This is a genomic window from Roseovarius sp. (assembly GCF_965277045.1).
Classification (GTDB): Bacteria; Pseudomonadota; Alphaproteobacteria; order Rhodobacterales; family Rhodobacteraceae; genus Roseovarius.
Genome location: NZ_OZ255712.1, coordinates 924135 through 947036 on the forward strand (window position 1 = coordinate 924135; position 22902 = coordinate 947036).

Here is a 22902-nt window from a genome sequence, read left to right on the forward strand (position 1 = left end):
GGCTCCTGTTGTCTGACACCAGAAATATAGGGCGTGAACACCGAAAACAGAAGAGCGGTTTCAGGCTGTCAGGTCGCAGGTGTCGTCCGGAGCGGCCCGGGCACCGGGGGGCGGCAGCCGGTCCAGTGCCGGGTCGCAGGGCAGGGCGGCACTGTGGACGTCGGGCGCGGTGAGGGCCATCACAAGCAGGCTGGCGCCGAGGCGCAGGACAGGTTTCCAGGCAAAGGCGAGAGGCGGTGGCATGGGCGGCGTGTCCTTCGTGGTTTCGGCGGTTGCAGATGGGTCGGGGCCGGGGCCGGATGGGTTCAACCGCCGGGCTGCGTGATCCGGGGCTCACGCAAGGGTGACTGGCGTGTACGGGCGGGCCAGCTAGGTCACTGAGGGTCATGAGGAGGAAATGTTATGCGTTTTGTTCTGCCGGCCGCCCTGGCCGCCCTGACCTGTCTTCCGGCGCCTGCCGCATGGTCCGCGCCGGTGACGTTTGACGAAAGCTGGAAACATCAGCGGTTCTCGCTGTTTTCGAGGAATGAGTATGCGCGGAGGGGCGGCGCGCTGGACGTGGCGTCGGACGGCGCGGTGTCGCTGCTTTACCGCGAATTGCCAAAGAGCGCGTGGCAGGCCAGTGGCGCCTCGTGGAGCTGGCAGGTGTCGCAAAGCGTGCCGCCCACCAACTTGGCCCGCAAGGGCGGCGACGACCGCAACCTGGCGCTTTATTTCGTGTTTCTGCCCGAAGCCGAGGCCGAACGCGTGCGGGGCAGCCGCGTGACTCGGCTCTTGTCGAACGACGATGTGCGGGTGCTGGTCTATGTCTGGGGTGGCGAGCACGCGCGGGGCGCGGTACTGAACAGCCCCTATCTGGGCGCGCGGGGCAAGACGGTGGTGCTGCGCGGCGCGGGCACGGGCGAGGCGCGCGAAAGCGTCGATCTGGCGGCTGATTACGCCCGTGCGTTCGGCGGGCAGGCGACGTCGCTGGTGGGCTTGGCTGTGTCCGGAGACAGTGATGACACTGACAGCGTGATCCAGGCCCGGATCTCGGGGTTGCAGGTGCGCTAGGGCACCGTGGGAGCGAGAACTGCGCCCGCATGATCCATGTCAAGGTGCGCGTGCTTGGATCGGTGCATACTGGCCAGTGTACGCCGTTTGAGTCGTGCCGGAGCACAAATTCCGGTCGCGGAGCGCGGCGGCGCCAAACGCCCGGAGGAGCGCATGAAAATGTTCGGTTTGCAGAAGGTTTCGGCCAGACACCTGCGGCTGAGCGGGGCGGTTGCAAGTCTGGTCCTTGGCGCGGTGCCGGTTCTGGCGGAGGGGGATGCCGGAGCGGGTGCCGCGCTTTATGCGCAGCATTGTGTCAGTTGCCACGGGCCGCAGGCGGATGGCCGGGGCCCGATGCGCGAAGTGCTGCTGGTGCAGCCTTCGGACCTGACGACGCTGACCGCGCGCCATGGCGGCGCCTTTCCCGTCGAGCGGGTGGCGCAGCGGATCGACGGGCGCGACCCGCTGGTGGCGCACGGATCGAGCATGCCGGTCTATGGCGATTTCTTCGATACGACCGGGCAGGTGGCGGCGCGCACTGGGGCGGGTCAGCCGGTCATGGTGTCTCAGCCGGTGGCCGATCTGATCGTGTTCCTGGAGAGCTTGCAGGCGGAGTGACGTGGCCCGCGTTTGATGCGGGGGCGATGCGGGCTATCTCCTGCTTAAAGGAGTTTTCCCATGACCCGTTTTCTTTGCCTTGTCGTGGCGGTTTTCCTGATGGCCCTGCCAGCCCGCGCGGATGATGCGGCGCGGCAGGTGATATCGGACCAGCTGGACGCGTTTCAGCAGGACGATTTCGACACCGCCTTTACCCATGCCAGCCCGATGATCCAGGGCATCTTCGGCTCGTCCGAGCGGTTCGGGCAGATGGTGCGCAACGGCTATCCGATGGTCTGGCGGCCTGCGGAGGTCGAGTTCCTGGGCGAGCGGGACGAGGGCGATGCGCTGATGCAGGACGTGCTGATCCGGGGCGCGGACGGCGTGTACCACGAGCTGGAATACGAGATGATCCAGGGCCCCGGCGGCTGGAAGATCAACGGTGTGCGTCTCAAGCGCACCGGCGAGGGAATGGCCTGAGCGCGGCATTCTCCGTGAATAGCTGACGGGGCGGTGCTTCCCGCAAGAAACGGGTCGTGCCGGTTTTGCGGGCGTGCCAGCAAGGGGCATGACCACAAGCCCTTCGATATCCACGGCCTCGGCCCTGATGCTGCTGTCACTGGCCGCTGTCTGGGGCGGGTCGTTCTTTTTCGCCGAAATCGCATTGGCAGAGGTGCCGCCCCTGACCATCGCACTGCACCGGGTTTTCTGGGCGGTGCCGATCCTGTTGGGCGTCGTGTGCGTGCTGGGGCTGCGGTTGCCGCGCGCGCCAGGGGTGTGGGGCGCATACCTGGTGATGGGGGCGCTGAACAACGCGATTCCGTTCTCGCTGATCTTCTGGGCGCAGGTGGAGCTGCAAAGCGGCCTGGCGTCGATCCTGAACGGTACGACGGCGGTCTTCGGCGCGGTGGTGGCGGGGCTGCTGTTGCGCGACGAGCCGCTGTTGCCGCGCAAGATCGTGGGGGCGTTGCTGGGGCTGATGGGCGTGGCGGCGATCATGGGGCCGGACCTGCTGCGCGGGGTGGATTTGCGCAACCTTGCGCAGCTGGCGGTGCTTGGAGGGGCGATGAGCTATGCGCTGGCGAGCGTCTGGGCCAAGCGAGCACTGGCGGGTCAGCCGCCGCAGGTGAATGCGCTGGGCATGCTGATGGGATCGAGCGTCCTGATGCTGCCGGTGGCGCTTTGGGTGGACGGGGTACCGCGCCTCGACCTGTCGGGGTATGTCTGGGCGGCGCTTTTGTCGGTTGCGGCATTGTCGACGGCGCTGGCCTACCTGCTTTACTTTGCCATCCTGCGGCGGGCGGGGGCGGCGAACCTGATGCTGGTGACGCTGATGATCCCGCCCTTTGCGGCGGGACTTGGCGCGGCCTTCCTGGGCGAGCGGCTGGGGGCTGCGGCCTGGGGTGGCTTCGGCCTGATCGCGCTGGGGCTGTTGGTGACGGACGGGCGGGTGCTGCGGCGTGGGTGATCCATGTCACGGCGGAGGAGGCGCGGCCTTGGACCATCGTGTCACGTGGTGTGCGGCATGCCGCCTGCGCGGTGCCATGTCCTGCGCAGAGGCTTGAGAAACCGGCGTGCGATGCCCATCTGGAAGGCCATCAGTTTGGTTACAGGAGGACTGCCCGATGAAATGCCCGGTTGACGGAGAAACGCTGGTGATCACCGATCGCGCCGGTGTCGAGATCGACTATTGCCCGCAATGCCGCGGTGTGTGGCTGGACCGGGGCGAGCTGGACAAGATCATCGAGCGGACCACGCCCGAGGCGCCGGATGCCCGCGTGTGGCAGGCCGACAGTCGCCCCGAGAAGCGCAAGAAGCGCGGCGGGTTCCTGGAGGACCTGTTCGACTTCTGAAGCCGCGCGGCGGATTTGCCGCGCCGGCCATTGGCCCGATCTTTGGTCGCTGGGGCGTGGAATGTGCTATGATGGGCTTGTCCTTAGCTCGGCGGACAGGCCGTATTCTTTTCGTAAACGCGTTACCTCTATATGTTTCAGGGCCTTTTGCTGCATGATTTCAGTGGAGGGAGGTCCCTGATGAATACTCGGAATCTTTTTTTCGCAATTGCGATGGCCTGTGGCGCACCCGCCGCCCTGGTGGCGCAGGATGAGGCGCGGACGGAAACGGTGCGCTTCGCCGCAGGCACCAGCGGCACGACGATCACCGACAGGATCACCGGGTATGAAAGCGTGCTTTATACCCTGGGCGCGGAGGCCGGACAGCGGATGCAGGTGCGGCTGGAGCCATCGAACCTGGCTACTTATTTCAACGTCTATGCCCCCGGCAAGGGGCCGGGCGACGAGGCAATTGCCAATGCCGGGACGATGGGTGAGATGGTGCCCGACCTGAACCGGTTCGACGGGGTGCTGCCTGCGTCGGGGACCTACACGATTTCGGTCTACATGATGCGCAGTGCCGCACGGCGCGAGGAAGTGTCTGATTATAGCCTGACAATCAGCATCGAGGGCGCGACCGGTGACGTGGTGCAGAACGACTATGCAGACGGGCTGCAGGGCGGGCCGAATTTCTACCGCGTGGCGACCTCGGGCGGTGGCGTGCTGAACCTGCGCGCGGAGCCTTCGGGCGGTGCAGCCGTGGTGACGACGCTGAACAACGGGCAGAACGTTCGCAACCTGGGCTGCCGGATGGAAGAGGCGCGGCGCTGGTGCCGGGTGGCGACGCTGGCCGATCCGGGGGTCGAGGGATGGGCCGCGGGCGACTACCTTGTGGAAGGCAGCGACGATCCCGCCGCAGGCACGACCGGGGCGGCGAGCGGCGCGGCTGCGCAGGCCACGGACATGCCGGATGCCGCATCGCAGGCGTGCCTGAAAGCGGTGACGGAAGAGACGGGCAACGCCGACGTGGTCCTGCTGAGTTCGACGTTTTCCGAGGCCGGTACCGAGGTGATCGTGGGCGTGGGGGCGGGCCAGGCGCCGTGGCAATGCATCGCCTATCGCGATGGCTCGACCACGCGGCCCATGTCACTGACCGACGAGGGATCGCTCTGACAGGAAATCCCGGCTCGACAAAGCCCTAGCACCTGCCGCGCGCTCTTTGTAGGGTCCGGGCAGGAGGGCTTTCGTATGCACAAGATCATCGCGCTTTGGGCGCATCCCCGCTCGATGTCCACGGCGACGGAACGGATCATGCGCGAACGCGGCGATCTGGACGTGCTGCACGAGCCGTTCATGTACGACTATTACGTGGGCCAGGGGCGTGACTTTCCCGGCTTCGAGCCGGTGCCGGGGCATCCGACAAGCTATGAGGGCATCTGCGACATGCTGCGGGAACGGGCCGAGAGCGGGCCGGTCTTTTTCAAGGACATGGCGTTCTACGTGGTGCCGCGGATGCTGGAAGACCCGGAGATGCTGCGCCGGATCACGCATGTGTTCCTGGTGCGTCCGCCTGTGGCGTCGCTTCTGAGCTATCACAAGCTGGACCCGGATTTCACGCGCGAGGAAGTCGGTATCGAGGCGCAATGGCAGCTTTACCAGGCGGCGGAGGAGGCGGGCCTGTCACCGGTGGTGATCGAGGCCGAGGCGGTGCGGGCCGACCCCAAGGGCATCATGCGTGCGCTGTGGGCGCGGATCGGGCTGGACTATACCGAGGCCGCGTTCAACTGGCAGGCCCCGCCCGAGGATTGGGAGCATGTCAGCGCATGGCACGAAGAGGCCAGCACGTCATCAGGCATCCGTACGGCGGACCCCGAAGAGATGCTGCGCAAGGAGATGGAATTCGAGGCGCTGGTCGAGACCGCGCCGCATCTGCGGGACTACCTGCACCATCATGCGCCTTATTTCCAAAAGCTGTCGGACCGGGCGCTGCGGGTCTGAAGTGGCACCGCCCGCCCCGGAGCCATCGCGGGGCGGGCGGCGCATCCTGGGTTCGGTGCTTTACTGCAACTTCTCGACGATGTTGCCGGCGAACGCGTCAACCATCGCGGTGTAGAATTCCATGCTGCCGGGGGTGAGCAGCATGATATCCGCGCCCGCCGGCAGCAGGACAGCGGCCTGCTCGGCGCTGACGGTCAGCGTGTAGGCCTCGTCATAGTCGGAGCCGGCCCGTTCGATGATGACGTCGCCGGTGATCCGCGAGTCGGCGAGGTTCGCCACGTTCTCGAAGGACGAGGCCAGTTCGACCGAGGTGATGTCGATCATGATGTCGGCGCCGTCCTCGCCCTCGGGGGCGATCTGGTTGGCCAGTCGGACGGCGAGGGTGTTTTGCAGGTCGGCGGGCAGGTTGGCCCAGACACTGGCGGCGGTGGCGTTCTGGATGGAGCTCAGGTCCGCCTCGACGGAAATGTCGGACACGGCGGTTTCTGCGGCGGTCGCGGCGAGCGGCAGGGACAGCACGGCTGCCAGCGCGGTGGTTCTGAGAAACGATTTCATCATTCAACTCCTTCTTTGCGAACGTCGGGTGGCCCCGTGGCGCACCCCTCCAGGCGTTCGGCGACATAACCGCGTATCGGCTTGGCCGGTTCCCGCGCAGTTCAGAAATCGGCGGAAACGTGCCGTCGTGATCCGACGCGCGGCCAGGAGACGGTGGCGAGCGCCGTCGCGGGGCAACGCTGAGGGCCCGCCTGTGCCGGGGCAGGAGCAGGTGAACGAGGGCATGCGGGTGCGGCTGGTGGATACGACCTCGTTTTGGGGCGGGGCTGTGCTAGGCTTTACGCGAGGAGGAATCGCCCATGTTGAAGATCGAGGCCGGGGCCACGTGCCAGACTGTCGTCACCACGTTCGAATGCTCGCCGGGCACCTGCGCGGATTTGCTGGAGGCGCTGGAGGCGGCCTATGCGGGGTTTATCTCGAAGCAGACGGGATTCATCGCCGCCGCGCTGCATGTGAACGATGCGCAGACGCGGATCGCCAATTACTCACAATGGGACAGCCGGGAGGATTTCCAGGCGATGTTGCGGAGTGAGGAGATGCGGAAGCGGAACCGGGAATTCGCGGCCATGTGCTCGCGGTTCGAGCCGGTGATGTACGAGGTGGCGGGGGTGTTTTGAGTGGGGTCCGGTTGCTTCAAATCGGTTTCCATTGAAAACAGCGCAATTTGAACTTAATAAAAATTGTCGCGCTCGCGCGAGCGCACGTCGAAACTGACTAACAGAAGGCTTCAAAGTTTTCGTTTTGCGACAATATTAAGAAACTTCTTTGTCAGAAAAAATAATGTAGAGGCAGTAAATGGAACTAGAACCTGCAAAGATGTTCGAAAGCTTTCTCAATAAAGAAATTGAGCCAGCAATCGAAGAAATCGCTGCTCTAAAGAAGGATGCAAGCAGACGTCATATCCAAAAGTTATTATACACCAATGTAGTTGACCGCTTCGACTCGATGATTGATTACTGCATCCTTGAGAATTGCGAAGCCGAATATTTTCGCGGGCGAGCACTGAAGGTTGCTGACAGTCCAATCACGGAAGCACAGCTTATTGAGTACTTGTTGCACGGCGATAAACTAAACGACGTGCTTCGCGATCGTCTTCAAGAAGGCTTGCGCACGCGGCTTTTGCGTGAGCGACATTCTGCTAAAGTGAACCACCTCGTATTGGCGACAAAGCCGGATGAGAAGTGGTTTTTCAACGAACTAAGGGTCGATCCAAACAAAGGTAAGATACATGAATCAAAAATAGCGAACCATAACAAGAAAATCCCGCAAAGCGTCATTGGTTATGCAGATTGGTTGTATTCCCGTAGAAACGCTTTGGTTCACGGCGGTACTAACAAGTTTAACGCCACAGATCGCAAGTATATTAAAGAAAAATGGAAGATAGACCTTAGTGATAGTTTTACAATTTCGTTGGGTTCGCTGCGTACAGCCTTGAAATTCTACTCGGACGTTGTAGTGAAATTACGTGAGAACTAGGCTCATCCTTTAGTCCTCCGCTTCACATTCCCGCCCCGCTGCCCCGGCCTGCCGGCCGTCGAGCGCCCCTGTGACTTCGTGGCGGCGTCCGACGCGGCCTCGACCGCGGACTGGCGGGCCAGGGGGTCGTCGTGGACGGCGAGGTCGACGGCCTCGAGGCGCTTGACCTCGTCGCGCAGGCGGGCGGCTTCCTCGAATTCGAGGTTTTCGGCCGCCTTGCGCATCTCGGTGCGCAGGCCGTCGAGATGGGCCTGCAGGTTGGCGCCGACGAGGGGCTTGTCGACCTTGGCCGTGACGCGGTTCATGTCGACGTCGCCCTTGTAGAGGCCCTGCAGGATATCCTCGACGTTTTTCCTGATCGTCTCGGGGGTTATGCCGCGTTCTTCATTATAGGCGATCTGCTTTTCGCGGCGGCGGTTGGTCTCGCCGATGGCGCGTTCCATGCTGCCGGTCATGCGGTCGGCATACATGATCACGCGGCCCTCGGCATTGCGCGCGGCGCGGCCGATGGTCTGGATCAGAGAGGTCTCGGAGCGCAGGAAGCCTTCCTTGTCCGCATCGAGAATGGCGACGAGGCCGCATTCGGGGATGTCGAGCCCCTCGCGCAAGAGGTTGATGCCGATCAGCACATCGAAGGCGCCAAGGCGCAGGTCGCGGAGAATCTCAATCCTTTCAATGGTATCGATGTCGGAGTGCATGTAGCGCACGCGGATGCCCTGTTCGTGCAGATACTCGGTCAGGTCCTCGGCCATGCGCTTGGTGAGCGTGGTCACCAGCGTGCGGTAGCCGGCCTGCGAGACCTTGCGCACCTCGTCCAGCAGGTCGTCCACCTGCATCTCGACCGGGCGGATTTCGACCTGCGGATCCAAGAGGCCGGTGGGGCGGATGACCTGTTCAGTGAAGACGCCCCCGGTCTGCTCGATCTCCCACTTCGCCGGGGTGGCGGAGACGAAGACCGATTGCGGGCGCATGGCGTCCCATTCCTCGAACTTCAGGGGGCGGTTATCCATGCAGCTGGGCAGGCGGAAGCCGTGCTCCGCCAAGGTGAACTTGCGCCGGTAGTCGCCCTTGTACATGCCGCCGATCTGGGGGACGGATACGTGGGATTCGTCCGCGAAAACAATCGCATTGTCGGGAATGAACTCGAACAGCGTGGGGGGCGGCTCGCCCGGGGCGCGGCCCGTCAGGTAGCGCGAGTAGTTCTCGATGCCGTTGCAGACGCCGGTCGCTTCCAGCATTTCGAGGTCGAAGTTGGTGCGTTGCTCCAGCCGTTGCGCCTCGAGCAGTTTGCCTTCGCCGACAAGCTGGTCGAGGCGGGTGCGCAGTTCTTTCTTGATGCCGATGATGGCCTGCTGCATCGTCGGTTTCGGCGTCACGTAGTGCGAGTTGGCGTAGACGCGGATCTGGTCGAAACTGCCGGTTTTCTCACCTGTCAGAGGGTCGAATTCCGTAATGGATTCAAGCTCCTCTCCGAAGAAGCTCAACTTCCATGCGCGGTCTTCGAGGTGGGCGGGGAAAATCTCGAGGCTGTCGCCGCGCACCCGGAACGAGCCGCGTTGGAACGCCTGGTCGTTGCGGCGGTATTGCTGGGCGACGAGATCGGCCATCACGGCGCGCTGGTCGTAGTCGGAGCCGACCTTGAGGTCCTGCGTCATGGCGCCGTAGGTCTCGACGCTGCCGATGCCGTAGATGCAGGAGACCGAGGCCACGATGATCACGTCGTCGCGTTCCAGAAGCGCGCGGGTGGCGGAGTGGCGCATCCGGTCGATCTGTTCGTTGATCTGGGATTCCTTCTCGATATACGTGTCCGAGCGCGGCACGTAGGCCTCGGGCTGGTAGTAGTCGTAATAGGAGACGAAATACTCGACGGCGTTGTTGGGGAAGAAATTCTTGAACTCGCCGTAGAGCTGGGCCGCAAGGGTCTTGTTGGGGGCGAGGATGATGGCGGGGCGCTGGGTTTCCTCGATCACCTTGGCCATGGTGTAGGTCTTGCCGGTGCCGGTGGCGCCCAAAAGGACCTGGTCGCGCTCGCCGTCGTTGACGCCCGCGGAAAGCTCGGCAATGGCCGTGGGCTGGTCGCCGGCGGGCGAGAACTCGGTCACCATCTCGAACCGCTTGCCGCCCTCCAGCTTCTCGCGCGCCTTCACGTCGGGGGCGGGAGCGTGCATCAGGGCGGTGGACTTGTCGGAATGGGCGTAGGGCATGGGGCGAATCCTTGAGACTTGCCCTAGAGTTGTTGCCTGCGCGCCCGAGTTCAAGCCGGGCCGGGTGCGGTGCCCGCAATGGTGACGGGTTTTGTCAGGGGCAAGCGTCGGGATTCGAGTATTTTCAGCAAGAAAAAGCCGGGGGGCGCGCGCAAATGGCCTCTTGTGACATGAGGGGCGCTTGGGGTAATCGGGGAGGCAAGACCAGAATGGAGAGACGCCATGCCAGCACGTATCTACCAGCCCGCGCGGACTGCCACCCAATCGGGGCAGGGCAACAGCAATTCCTGGGTGCTGGAGCATGTGAACGAGTCCGGGCGCGACGTCGATCCGCTGATGGGCTGGACCAGTTCGTCGGACACGCAGGCGCAGGTCAAGCTGCGCTTTGCCAGCAAGGAGGCGGCGCTGGAATACGCCAAGGAGCACGGCATCGACGTGGTCGTGGCCGAGCCGCACAAGCGCAAGCCCAACATCCGCAAGGGCGGCTATGGCGAGAATTTCGCCACCAATCGCCGGGGCGCCTGGACCCACTGAGGCGGTTGCACTGGCTGCGCCGGAGAGCGGGCCGGTGACGGACGGACCCTACAAGGCAGAGCTGTTGCGGGCGGTCGAGGCCGCCTATGACGCGTTCGGGCGCGGGCATGTGAGTGCGCAGCTCGAGGTGTGCCTGTGCCCTGTCTGCATGACCGAGGCGGCGCGCAAGGCGATCGTCGCCACGCGGAACGACCGGCTGAGCGTGGCGCAGGTCCGGGATTATTCCCACTCGGCGCATGGGGTGCCGGCGGATCTGGACGACCTCAGGCTGTTCCTGCCGCGATACCTGGAGATCATGGCCGAGGACGCGTTGGTCGATGACATCGGCGTGGGCACGGAACTCTTGCGGTTCGGGGATGCGGTGCGGGCGAACCCGGCGCTGTTCACGTTGGACGAGCGCGCGGTTCTGGACGCGTGGGCGCGGGCGATGATGTGGCATTTCGCATGGGCCGACACGACAGAGGAGGGGGCGGTTTACACGCCTTCGGCGCTGCTGGAGACGTTGCTGTGCGGCGGCTGGGCGCTGGAGGTGCTGACCGGGGCGTTGGACGCGATCTTCGATCACCCGGAGCTGGGCAGGCCCGGCCTGTTGGCGTTCGGGGCCGCCGTGATGCGCCGGCCGAGGCGCAAGCATGGAAAGCTTGCCCCGGACTGGTTCGCGCTGCGCTATTGCGGCGTGGCGGAGCGCGAGGGGGTGATAGTCTGGCTGAACGCCGTGGCGGCATCGAACAGGGTTCTGGACCTGGCGACGGGCGATGCGGAGGCGGGGCTGTGGGCTCAGAGTTTTGCCGCGTCCTCGGGGCAGTTCGATGCGGCGCTGCTGCCCGCGCGGGACTGAGAGGTAAGAGGCGGACAGGCGGCAAGCCCCATCGGTTTGTCTCCGTGATCCCGCGAGAAGTGCGCGACGGGGGCGGCCGGGGCCATCTCCTGCGCAGGAAATGGGCCGGAAAATGCGCATTTTCCGGTGGCGGCAAATGGCGTGCGACGCCGCCCTTGCGGCGGGGGCGGTCAGGACCTAGAGCTTTGGACCATGTGGCGTGGCCTGATCCTGATCTGCTGCCTGATCGCCGCGCCGATGGCGCGGGCGCATCCGCATGTCTTCGTCAACGTGACGCTGACACTCGAGACCGATGCCGAAGGGCGCGTCGACGCGATCGAAGTGACCTGGGTCTACGATCCGCTCTTCACCATGCTGGTGCTGAGCGATCGGGGCCTGGATCCGGATGCCGATCTTGTGCTGACGGAAGAGGAAAAAGCCCTCTTGCTGGGGTTCGACCTCGAGGACTGGCCCGAGGGGTTCGACGGGGCGCTTTTTGCCCATGACGCGGAGGGCGCGCTGGAGCTTGGACCGGCCGAGGCGCTGTCGGTCGGGATGCGGGACGGCGCGCTGGTCACGCGGCATCGGCGTCCGGTGGAGGCGCTGGAGCTCGATGCGGGCGAGATGCTGCGGCTGGAGCCGTATGACCCCTATTACTATGCGTCGCTGAGCCTTGTGGGGGTGGAGGGTCTGCCCGAGGGCTGCACGGCGCGGATCGTGCCGCCGGACAAGGGGGCGGCCGATGCGCGGGTGGCCGAGATGGGCAACAGCGACGATGAGATGTTCTTCGAGGAGGCCAAGGTCGGGGTCCACTATGCCTTTGCCGCCGAGGTGACATGCGCGGGGTCGTGACGGCACTTGGCCTTGGGGTTGTGGCGCTGGCGGTCTGGCTGTGGGGCTTTGGCGGCGCGTACGAGTTGCAGGCCTGGGCGCTGGAGGGGCAACGCGAGGTGCAGCAGGCAATGGCAGGCTACCTGCAGAAACTGCGGGCCGGAAAGGCCGGGGCGCTGGTGGGTCTTTGGGGGATCTGTTTCGCCTACGGGTTCTTTCACGCGGCGGGGCCGGGGCATGGCAAGCTGCTAATCGGCGGGTACGGCGTGGGGCGGGCGGTGCCGGTCAAGCGGCTGGTGGGCCTGGCGCTGGCGTCGAGCCTGGCGCAGGCGGCGGCGGCGGTGCTGCTGGTCTATGCGGGGCTTTACGCGCTGGGGCTGGGGCGCGAGGCGGTGACGGGGCTGGCGGACCGGACGCTGGCGGCGGTGAGCTATGGCGCGATTGCGCTGGTGGGTTTGTGGCTGGTGCTGCGCGGGGCAATGAAGCTGTGGCGGGCGCGGGGGCATGGCCATGGGCATACCCGTGCTCACGACCACACACATGATCACGGTGACGGTATCTGTTCGACCTGCGGGCATCGGCACGGGCCGAGCGTGGAGGAGGCAGCGTCGGTGCACAGCTGGCGCGAGGCGGCAGTCTTGGTGGGGGCGGTGGCGATCCGGCCGTGCACCGGGGCACTGTTCCTGCTGATCCTGACATGGCGCTTCGGGATCGACCTGGCGGGCATCGCCGGCGCCTTCATCATGGGGCTGGGCACGGCGAGCGTGACCATGGTGGTGGCGGTGGCCGCCGTCAGCCTTCGGACAGGCGTGCTGGCGCGGCTGGCGACGGGCGGGGCGGGGGCCAAGGCCCTGCCGGTGATCGAAATGGCTGCCGGAGTGCTGATCGCCGCGGTGTCGCTGCAACTGGTGGCGGCGGTGCTGTAGGCCGCCGTTGCGCCATGAGTATTTTCGGCAAGAAAAAGCGGGGCGGTGCGCGGAACGTGGCGGGCCGGTCGAAAGGGGTTTTTCCGGGGCGGGAAAGCCTCTAATGGCTGTGCCATGAGCGGGGGGATGACATATCGCGAGCACGGGCGCGCCGCGCTGAAGCTGGGCCTGCCGCTGGTGGGCAGCCACTTGGCGCAGATGGCGATCACGCTGACTGACGCGCTGATGCTGGGCTGGTACTCGGTCGAGGCGCTGGCGGCAGAGGTGCTGGGCGGCACGCTCTTTTTCGTGCTGTTCATTTTCGGATCGGGCTTTGCCTGGGCGGTGATGCCGCTGGTGGCGGCGGCGCAAGGCGCGGGGGACGAGACACAGGTGCGGCGGGTGACGCGGATGGGAGGCTGGGCCTCGGTGCTTTTTGCCGCCTGCGCGTTGCCGGTCATGCTCTGGTCGGGACCGCTTTTCCTGGCGACGGGGCAGGAGGCGGGAACCGCCGCACTGGCCGGGGAATATGCGGAAATCGTGGGGTTCGCCCTGTTTCCGGCCTTGCTGGTCATGGTGTTGAAATCGCACCTGGCAGCGCTGGAGCGCACGCAGGTGGTGCTTTGGGTCACGGTGGGGGCCGTGGGGCTGAACGTGGTGGTGAACTACGCGCTGATCTTCGGCAATTGGGGCGCGCCGGAGCTGGGGGTGCGGGGGGCTGCGGTGGCCTCGCTGGTGGTGACCAGTGCGAGCTTTGTTGCGCTGGCGGTCTATGCCGCGAAGGTGACGCCGGAACACGCCCTGTTTTCCCGGGTCTGGCGGCCGGATCGAGAGGCGTTCGGGCAGGTCTTCCGCCTGGGCTGGCCGATCGGTATCACCAGCCTGGCCGAGGTGGGGTTGTTCGCGGCCTCGACCGTGATGATGGGCTGGCTGGGCACGATCGCGCTGGCGGCGCACGGGATCGCGCTGCAGGTGAGTTCGCTGACCTTCATGGTGCATGTGGGGTTGAGCAATGCAGCCACGATCCGGGCGGGCAACGCGTTCGGTCGCGGGGACGGGCCGGGATTGCGGGACGGCGCGAAGGTGGTGCTGGCATTGTCGGGCATCTTTGCCCTGGTCACGGTCGTGCTGTTCTTGGCAGTGCCGGAGCCGATGATCGCGGCGTTCCTGAACCCCGAGGAGCCAGAGCGCGCGGCGGTGATCGCCGTGGGCGTGGGCCTGTTGGCTGCGGCGGCGCTGTTTCAGCTGGTGGACGCGGCGCAGGTAATGGCGCTGGGGCTGTTGCGGGGCGTGCAGGACACCCGCGTGCCGATGTGGATCGCCGCCGTCAGCTATTGGGTCGTCGGCGTGCCGGTCAGTTACGCCATGGGGTTCTGGCTGGGCTGGGGCGGCGTGGGCATCTGGCTGGGGCTGGCGGTGGGGCTGGCGCTGGCGGGCGTCTTCCTGATGTGGCGGTTCTGGTGGTGGTCGGCGCGCAATGTGGCGGCGCGGGTCTTGCAAGAAGATGCCGAACCCGCTAGGTGAGCGCCCTGCGGTCGCAGCCTACCCGCGTTAAAAAACAAGGACCAAATCTATGGATACGATCGTGATCTGCTCTGGCGGGCTTGATTCCGTGTCGCTGGCCCACAAGGTGGCGGGCGAGGGCACGCTGCGGGGGCTTTTGTCCTTCGACTATGGCCAGCGGCATCTGAAGGAAGTGGAATTTGCCGCGGCCTGTGCGCGCCGTCTCGGCGTGCCGCACAAGGTTGTGGACATCTCGGGCGTGGGTGCGGCGCTGTCGGGTTCGGCGCTGACCGATGATGTCGAGGTGCCGGACGGGCATTATGCGGAAGAGACGATGAAGATCACCATCGTGCCCAACCGCAACGCTATCATGCTGGCCATTGCCTTTGGCATGGCGGCGGCGGAAAAGGCGCAGGCGGTAGCGGCCGCTGTCCACGGCGGGGATCATTTCATATACGCTGATTGCCGGCCCGGCTTCGTTGAGGCGTTCCAGGCGATGCAGGACGAGGCTCTGGAGGGCGTGGCCGAGGTGCAGCTTTATACGCCGTTCCTGACCGGGTCGAAGGCGGATATCGTGACCGAGGGTGCGAAGTGGGGAACGCCCTTTGGCGAGACATGGTCGTGCTACAAGGGCGGGGACGTGCATTGCGGGCGCTGCGGCACGTGCGTGGAGCGGCGCGAGGCGTTTCACCTGGCCGGGGTCGCGGACCCGACCGCCTATGCCGATGCGCAGTTCTGGAAAGCGGCGACGGGGGTGGCGTGATGTACACGATCACCAAGGAGTTTCACTTTTCCGCGTCGCACCAGTTGCACGGGTTGCCGGAGGACCATCAATGCGCGCGGCTGCATGGGCACAATTACGTGGTCGTGATCGAATTGCGGGCCGAGGCGTTGAATGCGCACGGGTTCGTACGGGATTACCACGATCTGGGCGCGTTCAAGCGGTATGTCGATGAGACGCTGGATCACCGGCACCTGAACGATGTTCTTGGGGATGATTGCGTGACCGCCGAGCGGCTGGCGAAACATTTCCATGACTGGTGTCGTGCGCGCTGGCCCGAGGTGACGGCGGCGAAGGTGAGCGAGACGCCGAAGACCTGGGCGGAGTATCGGCCTTGAGCGACAAGCGCCTCATTCGCGTGTCCGAGATCTTCGGGCCGACGATCCAGGGCGAGGGCGCGCTGATCGGGCAGCCGACGGTGTTCGTGCGCACGGGGGGCTGTGATTTCCGGTGCTCGTGGTGCGACAGCATGCACGCGGTGGACGACGACTATCGCGAGACGTGGAAGCCGATGACGCCCGAGGCGATCATGGAGGAGGTGGCGCGGCTGTCGGGGGGCACGCCGATCCTGATCACGCTGTCGGGAGGCAATCCGGCGATCCAGCCGATGGCGGAGCTGATCCGTCTGGGGCAGGAGCAGGGGTGCTACTTTGCCATGGAAACGCAGGGGTCGGTCGTGCGCGGCTGGTTTGAGGCGCTGGACATGCTGGTGCTGTCGCCCAAGCCGCCGTCGAGCGGGATGGTGACGGACTGGGGTCTGGTGGCCGAATGCGTCGAGGCGGGGCAAGGCACGCAGACGATCCTTAAGCTGGTCGTGTTCGACGAGGCGGATTTCGCCTATGCGCGCGAGGCGGCGGCGATGTTTCCGCACCTGCCGGTCTACCTGCAACCGGGCAACCATACGCCCCCGCCGCCCGATGACGACACGGCGACGGTCGACCGCGAGGGGCTGGAAGCGCGGATGCGCTGGCTGGTGGATCGGGTGACGGAAGAAAAGTGGTATGACGCACGGGTGCTGCCGCAATTGCACGTGACCCTGTGGGGCAACATGCGCGGCGTCTGACGGAGGACGGAATGAGCGACGATATCTACAGTAATCTCAGGCAGTTGGGCGGCGAGACGAAAGTGCCGCAAAGCCCGGAGGAGGCCGAGCTGGAGCGTGTCGAGAACCCGCAGGCCGACGTGGCCTATAACGTGCGGTTCACCGCGCCGGAGTTCACCTCGCTTTGCCCGATGACCGGCCAGCCGGATTTCGCGCATCTGGTCATTGATTACGTGCCGGGGCGGTGGCTGGTGGAAAGCAAGTCGCTGAAGCTGTACCTGACAAGCTTTCGCAATCATGGCGCGTTCCACGAAGATTGCACGATCTCTATCGCGCGACGGCTGGTGGATTTTCTGGAGCCGCAATGGCTGCGGATCGGAGGGTACTGGTATCCGCGCGGGGGGATTCCGATCGACGTCTTCTGGCAGACCGGCGAGATGCCGCAGGGGGTCTGGGTGCCGGATCAGGGCGTGCCGCCCTATCGCGGCCGGGGCTGAAACGAGGAACCCCAGATTCTTCGTATGAAGAATCTGGGGCTAGAAAATTCGACGAATTTTCTGGTGCTTAGCAGGGGCGCGTCACGTAGCCGCCGCGACCGTCCGCGTAGGCACACTGGTTGGTCCGCTGGTTGCGTGCGATCAGCGCACCGGCGGCGGCACCAGCTGCGGCGGTAACTACGGTCCAGCCGAGGTTAGCGTCGAAAGCTTGTGCGGCCACGGCACCTGCACCGGCCCCGATCAGAGCGCCTTGCTCTTCATTGGTCAGCGTATCGCAGGCGGTCACTGTCAGAGCGGCTGCGGTCACAAGGGCTGTAATCTGTTTTTTCATGGGTCCTCTTCCTTTTGCTGTACCCTTAACGAGCTTAGGGCCTCAGGGTTCCATGTCAGGTCACATCATTTTCATCCGCGTGAATCTGCGTAAGTGGGACCGCTGTCGGCGGAAAAACGCTTTCGCCGACGAGCGACGGATCGGGCCGGTGTCTGGAGGCGCGAAGCTCGCGGTAGGCGAGGTATAAACCGGACCCGACGATCAGCCCCATGCCCCAGAAGGTCGCGACGGAAGGGACCTCGCCCCACAGCAGGTAGCCCAGCAGCGTGGCCATGGGCAGATAGCTGTAGTCGAATGGCGCGACCAGGCTCGCGCTGGCCACCTGGTAGGCGCGGGACAGCAGGATATAGCCGAGCATGCCCGCGAGGCCCAGAAGAACCACGACATGCCAGTTCGCCGCAAGATCCTCGGGGCGGCCGAGAGCCAGGTGCGGATGCGTGAGTGAGACGGGAACCAGCAGGTTGACGAGCCAGCCCATGGGCAGGATGAAGACGCCGGCAAAGACCAGCGTGTGCAGGCCCAGCGTCAGGGAGGTCTCGCGGTCCCCGATCCGCCGCGCCAGGACCTGACCCACCGCATAGAAGACCGCACAGGCCAGAGGCAGGACGGAAACCCAGCTGAGCGCATCCGCGGTGGGGTTGATGGCGATCACGACGCCGGTGAAGCCGACGGCGAGCGCGATGATCCGGTGGGGACCTATGGTTTCGCCCAGCCAGATGGCCGCCAGAAGCGCCACGATCAGGGGCGCGGAGAAGAAGATGGTCGAAACTTCGGCGAGGCCCATGAAAGGGAAGGCCGCGTAATAAAGCGAGAAGCCGGTGGCGAAAAGAAGCCCGCGCAGCATGTGCACCGGCCAGAGCGGTGTGAAGAGCCGGTACGGTCCCCCCAGCCACAGGATCAGCGGGACGAGCACGGCAACCGAGATGACCGAGCGGGCGAAGAGCAGGTGCCAGATCGGATAGCTGGTCAGAAGCACCTTCATCAGAGCGTCCTGGCCCACGAAGAACAGCATTCCGAGACCGACGCAGAAAATGCCGTGCGTGGCCTGCGAGGGAGCCGCCATGGCCGCGTGCTGCGACGAGGGATAGGTGCCTGCCGACATGAAACTCCGTGATGGATCTTCGTTTGGATATCGGAATGCCGGTCGTGCCGGCGCGTGAAGCGTCGTACGCAACAGCGGCACGTGTCTTGCCTGTTGGCGACGCGGTGTCGTCAATGGGACAGGTTCGGATGCGTGACCGGACCAGACCGCCCTGATTCTCGACAGAAAGCGCTGTCCCTTGGGGCTGGTGCGGCCCATAACGGGCGTCGGATCAACCACGAGGACGCGCCTTTCCGATGTCACCCGTCCGCCCGATCTGGCTGCGGCTCGCGCCGGTCATCTTCCTCGTCTTGTGGTCGGGGGGCTACGCGGTGGCGAAGGCGGGGCTGGGCTATGCCGCGCCGATGGTGATCCTGGCGATGCGGTTTGCGCTGGTGGTGGCGGTGATGGCGGCGCTCTGGCTGGTGTTGCGCCCGCCCTTGCCGAAAACCCGCGCCGAATGGGGGCACCTTGCCATGGTCGGGTTGCTGATCCAGTCGGTCTATTTCGGCATGTCCTACTACGCGCTGGATTCCGGCGTGGCAGCGGGCACGCTGGCGTTGCTGATGACCTTGCAGCCGGTCATGGTGGCGCTTGTCGCCCCGCGCTGGACCGGCGAGCAGGTGGGCTGGAAGCAATGGTCCGGGCTGATCCTGGGCCTGCTGGGGGCCGGCGTGGTGATCGCGGCGCGCGCCGCGGTGGAGCCGCCGAGTGTGGCGGGTTTCGCCTTTGCGGTGATCGGGCTTGGGGGCATCGTCGCGGCATCGCTGTGGGAAAAGCGGTTCGGGGTGCAGCATCATCCCGTGACCTCGAACCTGGTGGGCTATGCTGTCGGCCTGGTCGGGATCCTGCCGTTACTGGCCTTGCAGGACGATCTGAGCATTACTTGGGGCTGGCCCTTTCTCGGCGTGATGGTCTACCTCGTCCTGGGCAATTCGCTGGTGGCCGTGGGGCTTCTGCTGGCGATGATCCGGGCGGGGGACGTGGCGCGGGTGTCGTCGCTCTTCTTCCTGGTGCCGCCGCTCGCGGCGGTATTGGCCTGGGCGCTTCTGGGCGAGGTGATGCCGCCCGTGGCCTGGGGCGGCATGGCGCTGGCGGGAACGGGGGTTCTGCTGGCCACGCGGAAGGCGGTGGGCTGAAACGAACGGGGGAGCGGAACGAATTGGGCCGGCGCCTGTGGCACCGGCCCCGTGTCGCGGTGCGGTGGGCAGAATGCCCACCCTACGAGGTCAGCTTTTGTTCATTCTGTTGTCGATGAGGTCGTCGACAACGTCGGGGTCTGCGAGGGTGGAGGTGTCGCCGAGCGCGCCGTAGTCGTCTTCGGCGATCTTGCGCAGGATGCGGCGCATGATCTTGCCGGAGCGGGTTTTCGGCAGGCCGGGGGCCCACTGGATGAGGTCGGGCTTGGCGATGGGGCCGATTTCCTGGCGGACCCAGTCCTGAAGCTCCTTGCGCAGCGCGTCTGAGGGCTCCTCGCCGGCCATCAGCGTGACGTAGCAGTAGATGCCCTGGCCCTTGATGTCGTGCGGATAGCCCACCACGGCGGCCTCGGAGACCTTGGCGTGGGCGACGAGGGCGCTTTCGACCTCGGCGGTGCCCATGCGGTGGCCCGAGACGTTGATCACGTCGTCGACCCGCCCGGTGATCCAGTAGTCGCCGTCCTCGTCCCGGCGGCAGCCGTCGCCGGTGAAGTAATAGCCCTTGTACTGCTGGAAGTAGGTGTTCATGAAGCGCTCGTGATCGCCCCAGACGGTGCGCATCTGGCCGGGCCAGCTGTCGGCGATGCAGAGCACGCCCTCGGCGGGGTTGCCCTCCACCGTCTTGCCGCTCTCGGGATCGAGCACCTCGAACTTCAGCCCGAAGAAGGGCTTCATCGCCGCGCCGGGCTTGGTGGCGTGGGCGCCGGGCAGGGGGGTCATCAGGTGCCCGCCGGTCTCGGTCTGCCACCAGGTGTCGACGATGGGGCAGGTGCCCTTGCCGACCACATTGTGGTACCAGTTCCAGGCCTCGGGGTTGATCGGCTCGCCCACGGTGCCCAGCACCTTGAGGTCGCTCAGATCGCACTTGGTGACGTACTCGTCGCCCTGGCCCATCAGGGCGCGGATGGCGGTGGGGGCGGTGTAGAACTGGTTCACTTTATGCTTTTCGCAGACCTGCCAGAAGCGGGAGGCATCCGGATAGGTCGGCACGCCCTCGAACATCAGCGTGGTGGCGCCGTTCGCGAGCGGCCCGTAGACGATGTAGCTGTGGCCGGTGACCCAACCCACATCAGCGGTGCACCAGTAGACGTCGCCCTCGTGGTAATCGAAGGTGATCTCGTGCGTCATGGCGGCGTAAACCAGATAGCCGCCGGTGGTGTGCACGACGCCCTTGGGCTGGCCGGTGGAGCCGGAGGTGTAGAGGATGAAGAGCGGGTCCTCGGCGTTCATTTCCTCGGGCTCGCAAGTGTCCTCGACCTTTTCGGCCTCTTCGTGCAGCCAGAAATCGAGGTCGCGGCGCCAGGCGATGGGATCGCCGGTGCGCTTGACCACGAGGCACTTGACGTCCGTCGTGTCGTGCAGGAGCGCCTGGTTGACGTTGTCCTTGAGCTTGGTCACGCGGCCGCCGCGGGGGGCGGTGTCGGCGGTGATGACGAGCTTGGCGTCGCAGCCGTTCACGCGCGCGCCGAGCGCGTCGGGGGAAAAGCCGGCGAAGACGATGGAATGGATGGCCCCGATGCGGGCGCAGGCGAGCATGGCATAGGCCGCCTCGGGGATCATCGGCAGGTAGAGCACGACGCGGTCGCCCTTTCCGACGCCGAGGTTCTTGAGCACGTTGGCCATGCGGCAGGTCTCGGCATGGAGCTGGCGGTAGGTGATGTGCTGGGCGTCGTCGCTGGGATCGTCGGGTTCCCAGATGATGGCGGTCTGGTCGGCGCGGTCGGCAAGGTGGCGGTCGATGCAGTTGGCGGCGACGTTGAGCGTGCCGTCCTCGAACCACTTGATGGAGACGTTTCCGTAGGTGTAATCGACATCCTTCACCTTGGAGTAAGGCTTGATCCAGTCGATGCGCTTGCCCTGCTCGCCCCAGAAGGCCTCGGGGTCCTTGATCGAGGCCGCGTACATCTCGTCATACTTGGCCGCGTCGACATGGGCATTCGCCGTGAAATCGGCACTGGGGGCATAGGTTTTATCGGACATGATTCCTCCCTCGGTGGTCTTGAATGTCTTGCAGGCCCGCCACCGCCCATGAAACGGCGGGGGCGGGCATCCTCCTGGTGGCAGCCTAGGGAGGTTGGCGTCAGATGGCCAGATACTCGGCGCGGAGACTTTCGTTTTCCAGCACCTCTGACGCTGTCCCGTCGAAGGCGATGCCACCCGTATCGAGGATGATGCAGCGATCGGCGAGTTCAAGGGCGCGGACAGCGTTCTGTTCGACGAGGATCGTGGTGATGCCCTGTTCCTTGATGATGCGCAGGGTCTTTTCGATCTCGTCGACGATGACGGGGGCTAGGCCCTCGTAGGGTTCGTCCAGAAGCAGGACCTTGATGTCGCGCGCGAGCGCGCGGGCGACGGCCAGCATCTGCTGTTCGCCGCCCGACAGGGTGACGCCTTCCTGCTTGCGGCGTTCGCGCAGGCGGGGGAAAAGCTCGTAGAGGCGGTCGATGGACCAGCCGATGGGCGGCGTGATCTGCGCCAGTTGCAGGTTTTCCTCGACGGTGAGGCCGGGAATGATGCAGCGGTCCTCGGGGACGAGGCCGATGCCGCAGGTGGCCGCTTGCGCACTTTTCATGCTGTGCAACGGCTGATGGTCGAGCCAGATTTCGCCATGCGCGAGTTGCGGATTGTCCATCCGGGCGATGGCGCGCAGCGTGGTGGTCTTGCCCGCGCCGTTGCGGCCCAGAAGCGCCAGAATCTCGCCCTCGTGGACGTTGAAGGAAATGTCCTGGACGATGTAGCTTTCGCCGTAATAGGCCTGCATCCCCCAGACCGACAGAAAGGCCGGCGCGGTTTCGGCGTGGTTGCGGTGCTTGGAAAAGTCGGGTTTGACGTTCATTTTTCGGGTCCTCCCGTCCCGGACCTGATCCGGGACCTCTTGCGGTGGGGGCGAGGCCCCGGATCAGGTCCGGGGCGTCGGTGGAATGGCGGTCAGGCGCTTTCGCCGAGATAGGCTTCGCGGACCTTGGGGTGGCCCTTGATCTTGTCCGGCGTGTCCTCGACCAGGGGTGTGCCCTGTGCCAGCACGGTGATGCGTTCGGCGAGCGAGAAGACCACGTGCATGTCGTGCTCGATGATGCAGATGGTGATGTCGCGCTCTTGCTTGATCTGCTTGAGAAGGTCGATCGTGTTGTTGGTGTCGGCCCGGGCCATGCCGGCCGTCGGTTCGTCCAGCAACAGCAGGCGCGGGTTCTGCGCCAGGCACATGCCGATTTCCAGACGCCGCTTGTTGCCGCGCGACATGGCCGCCGCGTGATCGTGGCGGGCATCCGCGAGATTGAGACTTTCCAGCATGTTCTCGGCCTGTTCGAGGATGTGCTTTTCGTCCATCGTGCTTTCCAGCGCGTGCATCCGGAAGGCCCCGTCGCGGCGCGCGAAGATCGGGATCATCATGTTTTCCAGCACCGTGAGGTCGCCGAAGATCTCGGGCGTCTGGAACACGCGGGAAATGCCCATCTGGTTGATCTGGTAGGCCTTGCGCCCCAGCACGGACTGCCCGTCGAACATGACCGAGCCGGTGTCGGGAATGAGCTTGCCGATGAGGCAGTTCAGAAGTGTCGACTTGCCCGCGCCGTTGGGACCGATGATGGCATGGACGGTGTTTTCCGCCACCGAGAGATTCACGTCGCTCAGGGCCTGAAGGCCGCCGAAGCGCTTGTTGACGTTCTTGACTTCAAGAATACCCATTGT

27 protein-coding genes are annotated in these 22902 nt (G+C 65.1%); 19 read left to right on the forward strand and 8 right to left on the reverse strand.

Annotation, left to right across the window (positions count from 1 at the left end; all coding sequences use genetic code 11):
* Positions 1 to 60: 60 nt before the first annotated feature.
* Positions 61 to 243 (reverse strand): hypothetical protein, encoded by a 183-nt coding sequence (locus tag ACQY4V_RS04510; RefSeq protein ID WP_428515705.1) that lies wholly within the window; start codon positions 241 to 243, stop codon positions 61 to 63.
* A 159-nt stretch (positions 244 to 402) separates the two neighbouring features.
* On the opposite strand from ACQY4V_RS04510, the gene ACQY4V_RS04515 reads away from it, so the two are divergent.
* The 7 genes from ACQY4V_RS04515 to ACQY4V_RS04545 all read left to right on the forward strand — a co-directional run bounded on the left by ACQY4V_RS04515 (position 403) and on the right by ACQY4V_RS04545 (position 5459).
* Positions 403 to 1053 (forward strand): DUF3047 domain-containing protein, encoded by a 651-nt coding sequence (locus ACQY4V_RS04515; protein ID WP_428515706.1) that lies wholly within the window; start codon positions 403 to 405, stop codon positions 1051 to 1053.
* A 153-nt stretch (positions 1054 to 1206) separates the two neighbouring features.
* Positions 1207 to 1650: a c-type cytochrome gene (locus ACQY4V_RS04520; RefSeq protein WP_428515707.1), complete on the forward strand. Its 444-nt coding sequence runs from the start codon at positions 1207 to 1209 to the stop codon at positions 1648 to 1650.
* 60 nt (positions 1651 to 1710) lie between these two features.
* Positions 1711 to 2109 carry a DUF4864 domain-containing protein gene (locus ACQY4V_RS04525; RefSeq protein WP_428515708.1) on the forward strand — a complete coding sequence of 133 codons (399 nt, stop codon included), beginning with the start codon at positions 1711 to 1713 and terminating at the stop codon, positions 2107 to 2109.
* Positions 2110 to 2197: 88 nt separating this feature from the next.
* Positions 2198 to 3097: a DMT family transporter gene (locus tag ACQY4V_RS04530; RefSeq protein WP_428515709.1), complete on the forward strand. Its 900-nt coding sequence runs from the start codon at positions 2198 to 2200 to the stop codon at positions 3095 to 3097.
* Positions 3098 to 3254: 157 nt separating this feature from the next.
* Complete coding sequence (locus ACQY4V_RS04535) at positions 3255 to 3482, forward strand: zf-TFIIB domain-containing protein (RefSeq protein WP_152491944.1); 228 nt, start codon at positions 3255 to 3257, stop codon at positions 3480 to 3482.
* A gap of 180 nt (positions 3483 to 3662) precedes the next feature.
* A complete protein-coding gene (locus tag ACQY4V_RS04540) occupies positions 3663 to 4634 on the forward strand; it encodes an SH3 domain-containing protein (protein ID WP_428515710.1) in 972 nt (323 codons plus the stop codon).
* A 75-nt stretch (positions 4635 to 4709) separates the two neighbouring features.
* Positions 4710 to 5459: a hypothetical protein gene (locus ACQY4V_RS04545; RefSeq protein ID WP_428515711.1), complete on the forward strand. Its 750-nt coding sequence runs from the start codon at positions 4710 to 4712 to the stop codon at positions 5457 to 5459.
* A 60-nt stretch (positions 5460 to 5519) separates the two neighbouring features.
* Here ACQY4V_RS04545 and ACQY4V_RS04550 read toward each other — a convergent pair whose 3' ends face one another.
* Positions 5520 to 6014 (reverse strand): hypothetical protein, encoded by a 495-nt coding sequence (locus ACQY4V_RS04550; RefSeq protein ID WP_428515712.1) that lies wholly within the window; start codon positions 6012 to 6014, stop codon positions 5520 to 5522.
* A gap of 299 nt (positions 6015 to 6313) precedes the next feature.
* On the opposite strand from ACQY4V_RS04550, the gene ACQY4V_RS04555 reads away from it, so the two are divergent.
* Positions 6314 to 6631 carry an antibiotic biosynthesis monooxygenase family protein gene (locus tag ACQY4V_RS04555; RefSeq protein WP_428515713.1) on the forward strand — a complete coding sequence of 106 codons (318 nt, stop codon included), beginning with the start codon at positions 6314 to 6316 and terminating at the stop codon, positions 6629 to 6631.
* A 178-nt stretch (positions 6632 to 6809) separates the two neighbouring features.
* A complete protein-coding gene (locus tag ACQY4V_RS04560; protein ID WP_428515714.1) occupies positions 6810 to 7490 on the forward strand; it encodes a hypothetical protein in 681 nt (226 codons plus the stop codon).
* A 2-nt stretch (positions 7491 to 7492) separates the two neighbouring features.
* Here the strand turns inward: ACQY4V_RS04560 and uvrB are convergent, their stop codons facing one another.
* Positions 7493 to 9694 carry an excinuclease ABC subunit UvrB gene (uvrB, locus tag ACQY4V_RS04565; RefSeq protein ID WP_428515715.1) on the reverse strand — a complete coding sequence of 734 codons (2202 nt, stop codon included), beginning with the start codon at positions 9692 to 9694 and terminating at the stop codon, positions 7493 to 7495.
* A 222-nt stretch (positions 9695 to 9916) separates the two neighbouring features.
* Between uvrB and ACQY4V_RS04570 the strand changes: the two genes are divergently transcribed.
* The 9 genes from ACQY4V_RS04570 to queF all read left to right on the forward strand — a co-directional run bounded on the left by ACQY4V_RS04570 (position 9917) and on the right by queF (position 16604).
* Positions 9917 to 10228, forward strand: a complete 312-nt coding sequence (locus ACQY4V_RS04570) for an ETC complex I subunit (protein WP_152495949.1) — start codon at positions 9917 to 9919, stop codon at positions 10226 to 10228.
* Positions 10229 to 10262: 34 nt separating this feature from the next.
* A complete protein-coding gene (locus ACQY4V_RS04575) occupies positions 10263 to 11066 on the forward strand; it encodes a hypothetical protein (RefSeq protein ID WP_428515716.1) in 804 nt (267 codons plus the stop codon).
* 192 nt (positions 11067 to 11258) lie between these two features.
* Positions 11259 to 11897, forward strand: coding sequence for a DUF1007 family protein (locus ACQY4V_RS04580; RefSeq protein WP_428515717.1), 639 nt, complete (start codon positions 11259 to 11261; stop codon positions 11895 to 11897).
* Positions 11882 to 12802, forward strand: coding sequence for a nickel/cobalt transporter (locus tag ACQY4V_RS04585; protein ID WP_428515718.1), 921 nt, complete (start codon positions 11882 to 11884; stop codon positions 12800 to 12802). Before ACQY4V_RS04580 ends, ACQY4V_RS04585 begins: the two co-directional genes overlap by 16 nt.
* Before the next feature lie 114 nt (positions 12803 to 12916).
* The gene (locus ACQY4V_RS04590) at positions 12917 to 14305 is read left to right on the forward strand and encodes an MATE family efflux transporter (RefSeq protein ID WP_428515719.1); all 1389 of its coding nucleotides are present in this window, start codon (positions 12917 to 12919) and stop codon (positions 14303 to 14305) included.
* A gap of 49 nt (positions 14306 to 14354) precedes the next feature.
* On the forward strand, positions 14355 to 15047 hold the full coding sequence (gene queC, locus ACQY4V_RS04595; protein ID WP_428515720.1) for a 7-cyano-7-deazaguanine synthase QueC: 693 nt from the start codon (positions 14355 to 14357) through the stop codon (positions 15045 to 15047).
* Positions 15047 to 15403 (forward strand): 6-pyruvoyl trahydropterin synthase family protein, encoded by a 357-nt coding sequence (locus ACQY4V_RS04600; protein ID WP_428515721.1) that lies wholly within the window; start codon positions 15047 to 15049, stop codon positions 15401 to 15403. Before queC ends, ACQY4V_RS04600 begins: the two co-directional genes overlap by 1 nt.
* Positions 15400 to 16128, forward strand: a complete 729-nt coding sequence (queE, locus tag ACQY4V_RS04605) for a 7-carboxy-7-deazaguanine synthase QueE (RefSeq protein WP_428515722.1) — start codon at positions 15400 to 15402, stop codon at positions 16126 to 16128. Before ACQY4V_RS04600 ends, queE begins: the two co-directional genes overlap by 4 nt.
* A gap of 11 nt (positions 16129 to 16139) precedes the next feature.
* A complete protein-coding gene (queF, locus tag ACQY4V_RS04610; RefSeq protein ID WP_428515723.1) occupies positions 16140 to 16604 on the forward strand; it encodes a preQ(1) synthase in 465 nt (154 codons plus the stop codon).
* Positions 16605 to 16671: 67 nt separating this feature from the next.
* Here the strand turns inward: queF and ACQY4V_RS04615 are convergent, their stop codons facing one another.
* Together ACQY4V_RS04615 and ACQY4V_RS04620 are read right to left on the reverse strand one after the other, a co-directional pair.
* Positions 16672 to 16935: a glycine zipper 2TM domain-containing protein gene (locus ACQY4V_RS04615; protein WP_428515724.1), complete on the reverse strand. Its 264-nt coding sequence runs from the start codon at positions 16933 to 16935 to the stop codon at positions 16672 to 16674.
* A 55-nt stretch (positions 16936 to 16990) separates the two neighbouring features.
* On the reverse strand, positions 16991 to 18037 hold the full coding sequence (locus ACQY4V_RS04620) for a DMT family transporter (RefSeq protein ID WP_428515725.1): 1047 nt from the start codon (positions 18035 to 18037) through the stop codon (positions 16991 to 16993).
* A 236-nt stretch (positions 18038 to 18273) separates the two neighbouring features.
* Between ACQY4V_RS04620 and ACQY4V_RS04625 the strand changes: the two genes are divergently transcribed.
* A complete protein-coding gene (locus ACQY4V_RS04625) occupies positions 18274 to 19155 on the forward strand; it encodes a DMT family transporter (protein WP_428515726.1) in 882 nt (293 codons plus the stop codon).
* Between the two features lie 90 nt (positions 19156 to 19245).
* On the opposite strand, the gene acs is transcribed toward ACQY4V_RS04625, so the two are convergent.
* The 3 genes from acs to ACQY4V_RS04640 form a co-directional block, all read right to left on the reverse strand.
* The gene (gene acs, locus ACQY4V_RS04630) at positions 19246 to 21195 is read right to left on the reverse strand and encodes an acetate--CoA ligase (RefSeq protein WP_428515727.1); all 1950 of its coding nucleotides are present in this window, start codon (positions 21193 to 21195) and stop codon (positions 19246 to 19248) included.
* Between the two features lie 100 nt (positions 21196 to 21295).
* Positions 21296 to 22051 (reverse strand): ABC transporter ATP-binding protein, encoded by a 756-nt coding sequence (locus ACQY4V_RS04635; protein ID WP_428515728.1) that lies wholly within the window; start codon positions 22049 to 22051, stop codon positions 21296 to 21298.
* A gap of 92 nt (positions 22052 to 22143) precedes the next feature.
* The gene (locus ACQY4V_RS04640) at positions 22144 to 22899 is read right to left on the reverse strand and encodes an ABC transporter ATP-binding protein (protein ID WP_428515729.1); all 756 of its coding nucleotides are present in this window, start codon (positions 22897 to 22899) and stop codon (positions 22144 to 22146) included.
* Positions 22900 to 22902: the final 3 nt, after the last annotated feature.

What these genes read in the sequence shown, in the direction of transcription:
- ACQY4V_RS04515 (WP_428515706.1), top strand. Translation starts at nt 403, where the DNA reads ATGCGTTTTGTTCTGCCGGCCGCCCTGGCCGCCCTGACCTGTCTTCCG.
- ACQY4V_RS04545 (WP_428515711.1), top strand. Translation starts at nt 4,710, where the DNA reads ATGCACAAGATCATCGCGCTTTGGGCGCATCCCCGCTCGATGTCCACG.
- ACQY4V_RS04530 (WP_428515709.1), top strand. Translation starts at nt 2,198, where the DNA reads ATGACCACAAGCCCTTCGATATCCACGGCCTCGGCCCTGATGCTGCTG.
- ACQY4V_RS04635 (WP_428515728.1), bottom strand. Translation starts at nt 22,051, where the DNA reads ATGAACGTCAAACCCGACTTTTCCAAGCACCGCAACCACGCCGAAACC.
- ACQY4V_RS04540 (WP_428515710.1), top strand. Translation starts at nt 3,663, where the DNA reads ATGAATACTCGGAATCTTTTTTTCGCAATTGCGATGGCCTGTGGCGCA.
- ACQY4V_RS04550 (WP_428515712.1), bottom strand. Translation starts at nt 6,014, where the DNA reads ATGAAATCGTTTCTCAGAACCACCGCGCTGGCAGCCGTGCTGTCCCTG.
- ACQY4V_RS04585 (WP_428515718.1), top strand. Translation starts at nt 11,882, where the DNA reads ATGCGCGGGGTCGTGACGGCACTTGGCCTTGGGGTTGTGGCGCTGGCG.
- ACQY4V_RS04640 (WP_428515729.1), bottom strand. Translation starts at nt 22,899, where the DNA reads ATGGGTATTCTTGAAGTCAAGAACGTCAACAAGCGCTTCGGCGGCCTT.
- queF (WP_428515723.1), top strand. Translation starts at nt 16,140, where the DNA reads ATGAGCGACGATATCTACAGTAATCTCAGGCAGTTGGGCGGCGAGACG.
- ACQY4V_RS04535 (WP_152491944.1), top strand. Translation starts at nt 3,255, where the DNA reads ATGAAATGCCCGGTTGACGGAGAAACGCTGGTGATCACCGATCGCGCC.
- ACQY4V_RS04615 (WP_428515724.1), bottom strand. Translation starts at nt 16,935, where the DNA reads ATGAAAAAACAGATTACAGCCCTTGTGACCGCAGCCGCTCTGACAGTG.
- ACQY4V_RS04525 (WP_428515708.1), top strand. Translation starts at nt 1,711, where the DNA reads ATGACCCGTTTTCTTTGCCTTGTCGTGGCGGTTTTCCTGATGGCCCTG.
- ACQY4V_RS04590 (WP_428515719.1), top strand. Translation starts at nt 12,917, where the DNA reads ATGAGCGGGGGGATGACATATCGCGAGCACGGGCGCGCCGCGCTGAAG.
- acs (WP_428515727.1), bottom strand. Translation starts at nt 21,195, where the DNA reads ATGTCCGATAAAACCTATGCCCCCAGTGCCGATTTCACGGCGAATGCC.
- ACQY4V_RS04620 (WP_428515725.1), bottom strand. Translation starts at nt 18,037, where the DNA reads ATGTCGGCAGGCACCTATCCCTCGTCGCAGCACGCGGCCATGGCGGCT.
- ACQY4V_RS04570 (WP_152495949.1), top strand. Translation starts at nt 9,917, where the DNA reads ATGCCAGCACGTATCTACCAGCCCGCGCGGACTGCCACCCAATCGGGG.
- ACQY4V_RS04510 (WP_428515705.1), bottom strand. Translation starts at nt 243, where the DNA reads ATGCCACCGCCTCTCGCCTTTGCCTGGAAACCTGTCCTGCGCCTCGGC.
- ACQY4V_RS04520 (WP_428515707.1), top strand. Translation starts at nt 1,207, where the DNA reads ATGAAAATGTTCGGTTTGCAGAAGGTTTCGGCCAGACACCTGCGGCTG.
- ACQY4V_RS04555 (WP_428515713.1), top strand. Translation starts at nt 6,314, where the DNA reads ATGTTGAAGATCGAGGCCGGGGCCACGTGCCAGACTGTCGTCACCACG.
- queC (WP_428515720.1), top strand. Translation starts at nt 14,355, where the DNA reads ATGGATACGATCGTGATCTGCTCTGGCGGGCTTGATTCCGTGTCGCTG.
- ACQY4V_RS04625 (WP_428515726.1), top strand. Translation starts at nt 18,274, where the DNA reads ATGTCACCCGTCCGCCCGATCTGGCTGCGGCTCGCGCCGGTCATCTTC.
- ACQY4V_RS04580 (WP_428515717.1), top strand. Translation starts at nt 11,259, where the DNA reads ATGTGGCGTGGCCTGATCCTGATCTGCTGCCTGATCGCCGCGCCGATG.
- uvrB (WP_428515715.1), bottom strand. Translation starts at nt 9,694, where the DNA reads ATGCCCTACGCCCATTCCGACAAGTCCACCGCCCTGATGCACGCTCCC.
- ACQY4V_RS04600 (WP_428515721.1), top strand. Translation starts at nt 15,047, where the DNA reads ATGTACACGATCACCAAGGAGTTTCACTTTTCCGCGTCGCACCAGTTG.
- ACQY4V_RS04560 (WP_428515714.1), top strand. Translation starts at nt 6,810, where the DNA reads ATGGAACTAGAACCTGCAAAGATGTTCGAAAGCTTTCTCAATAAAGAA.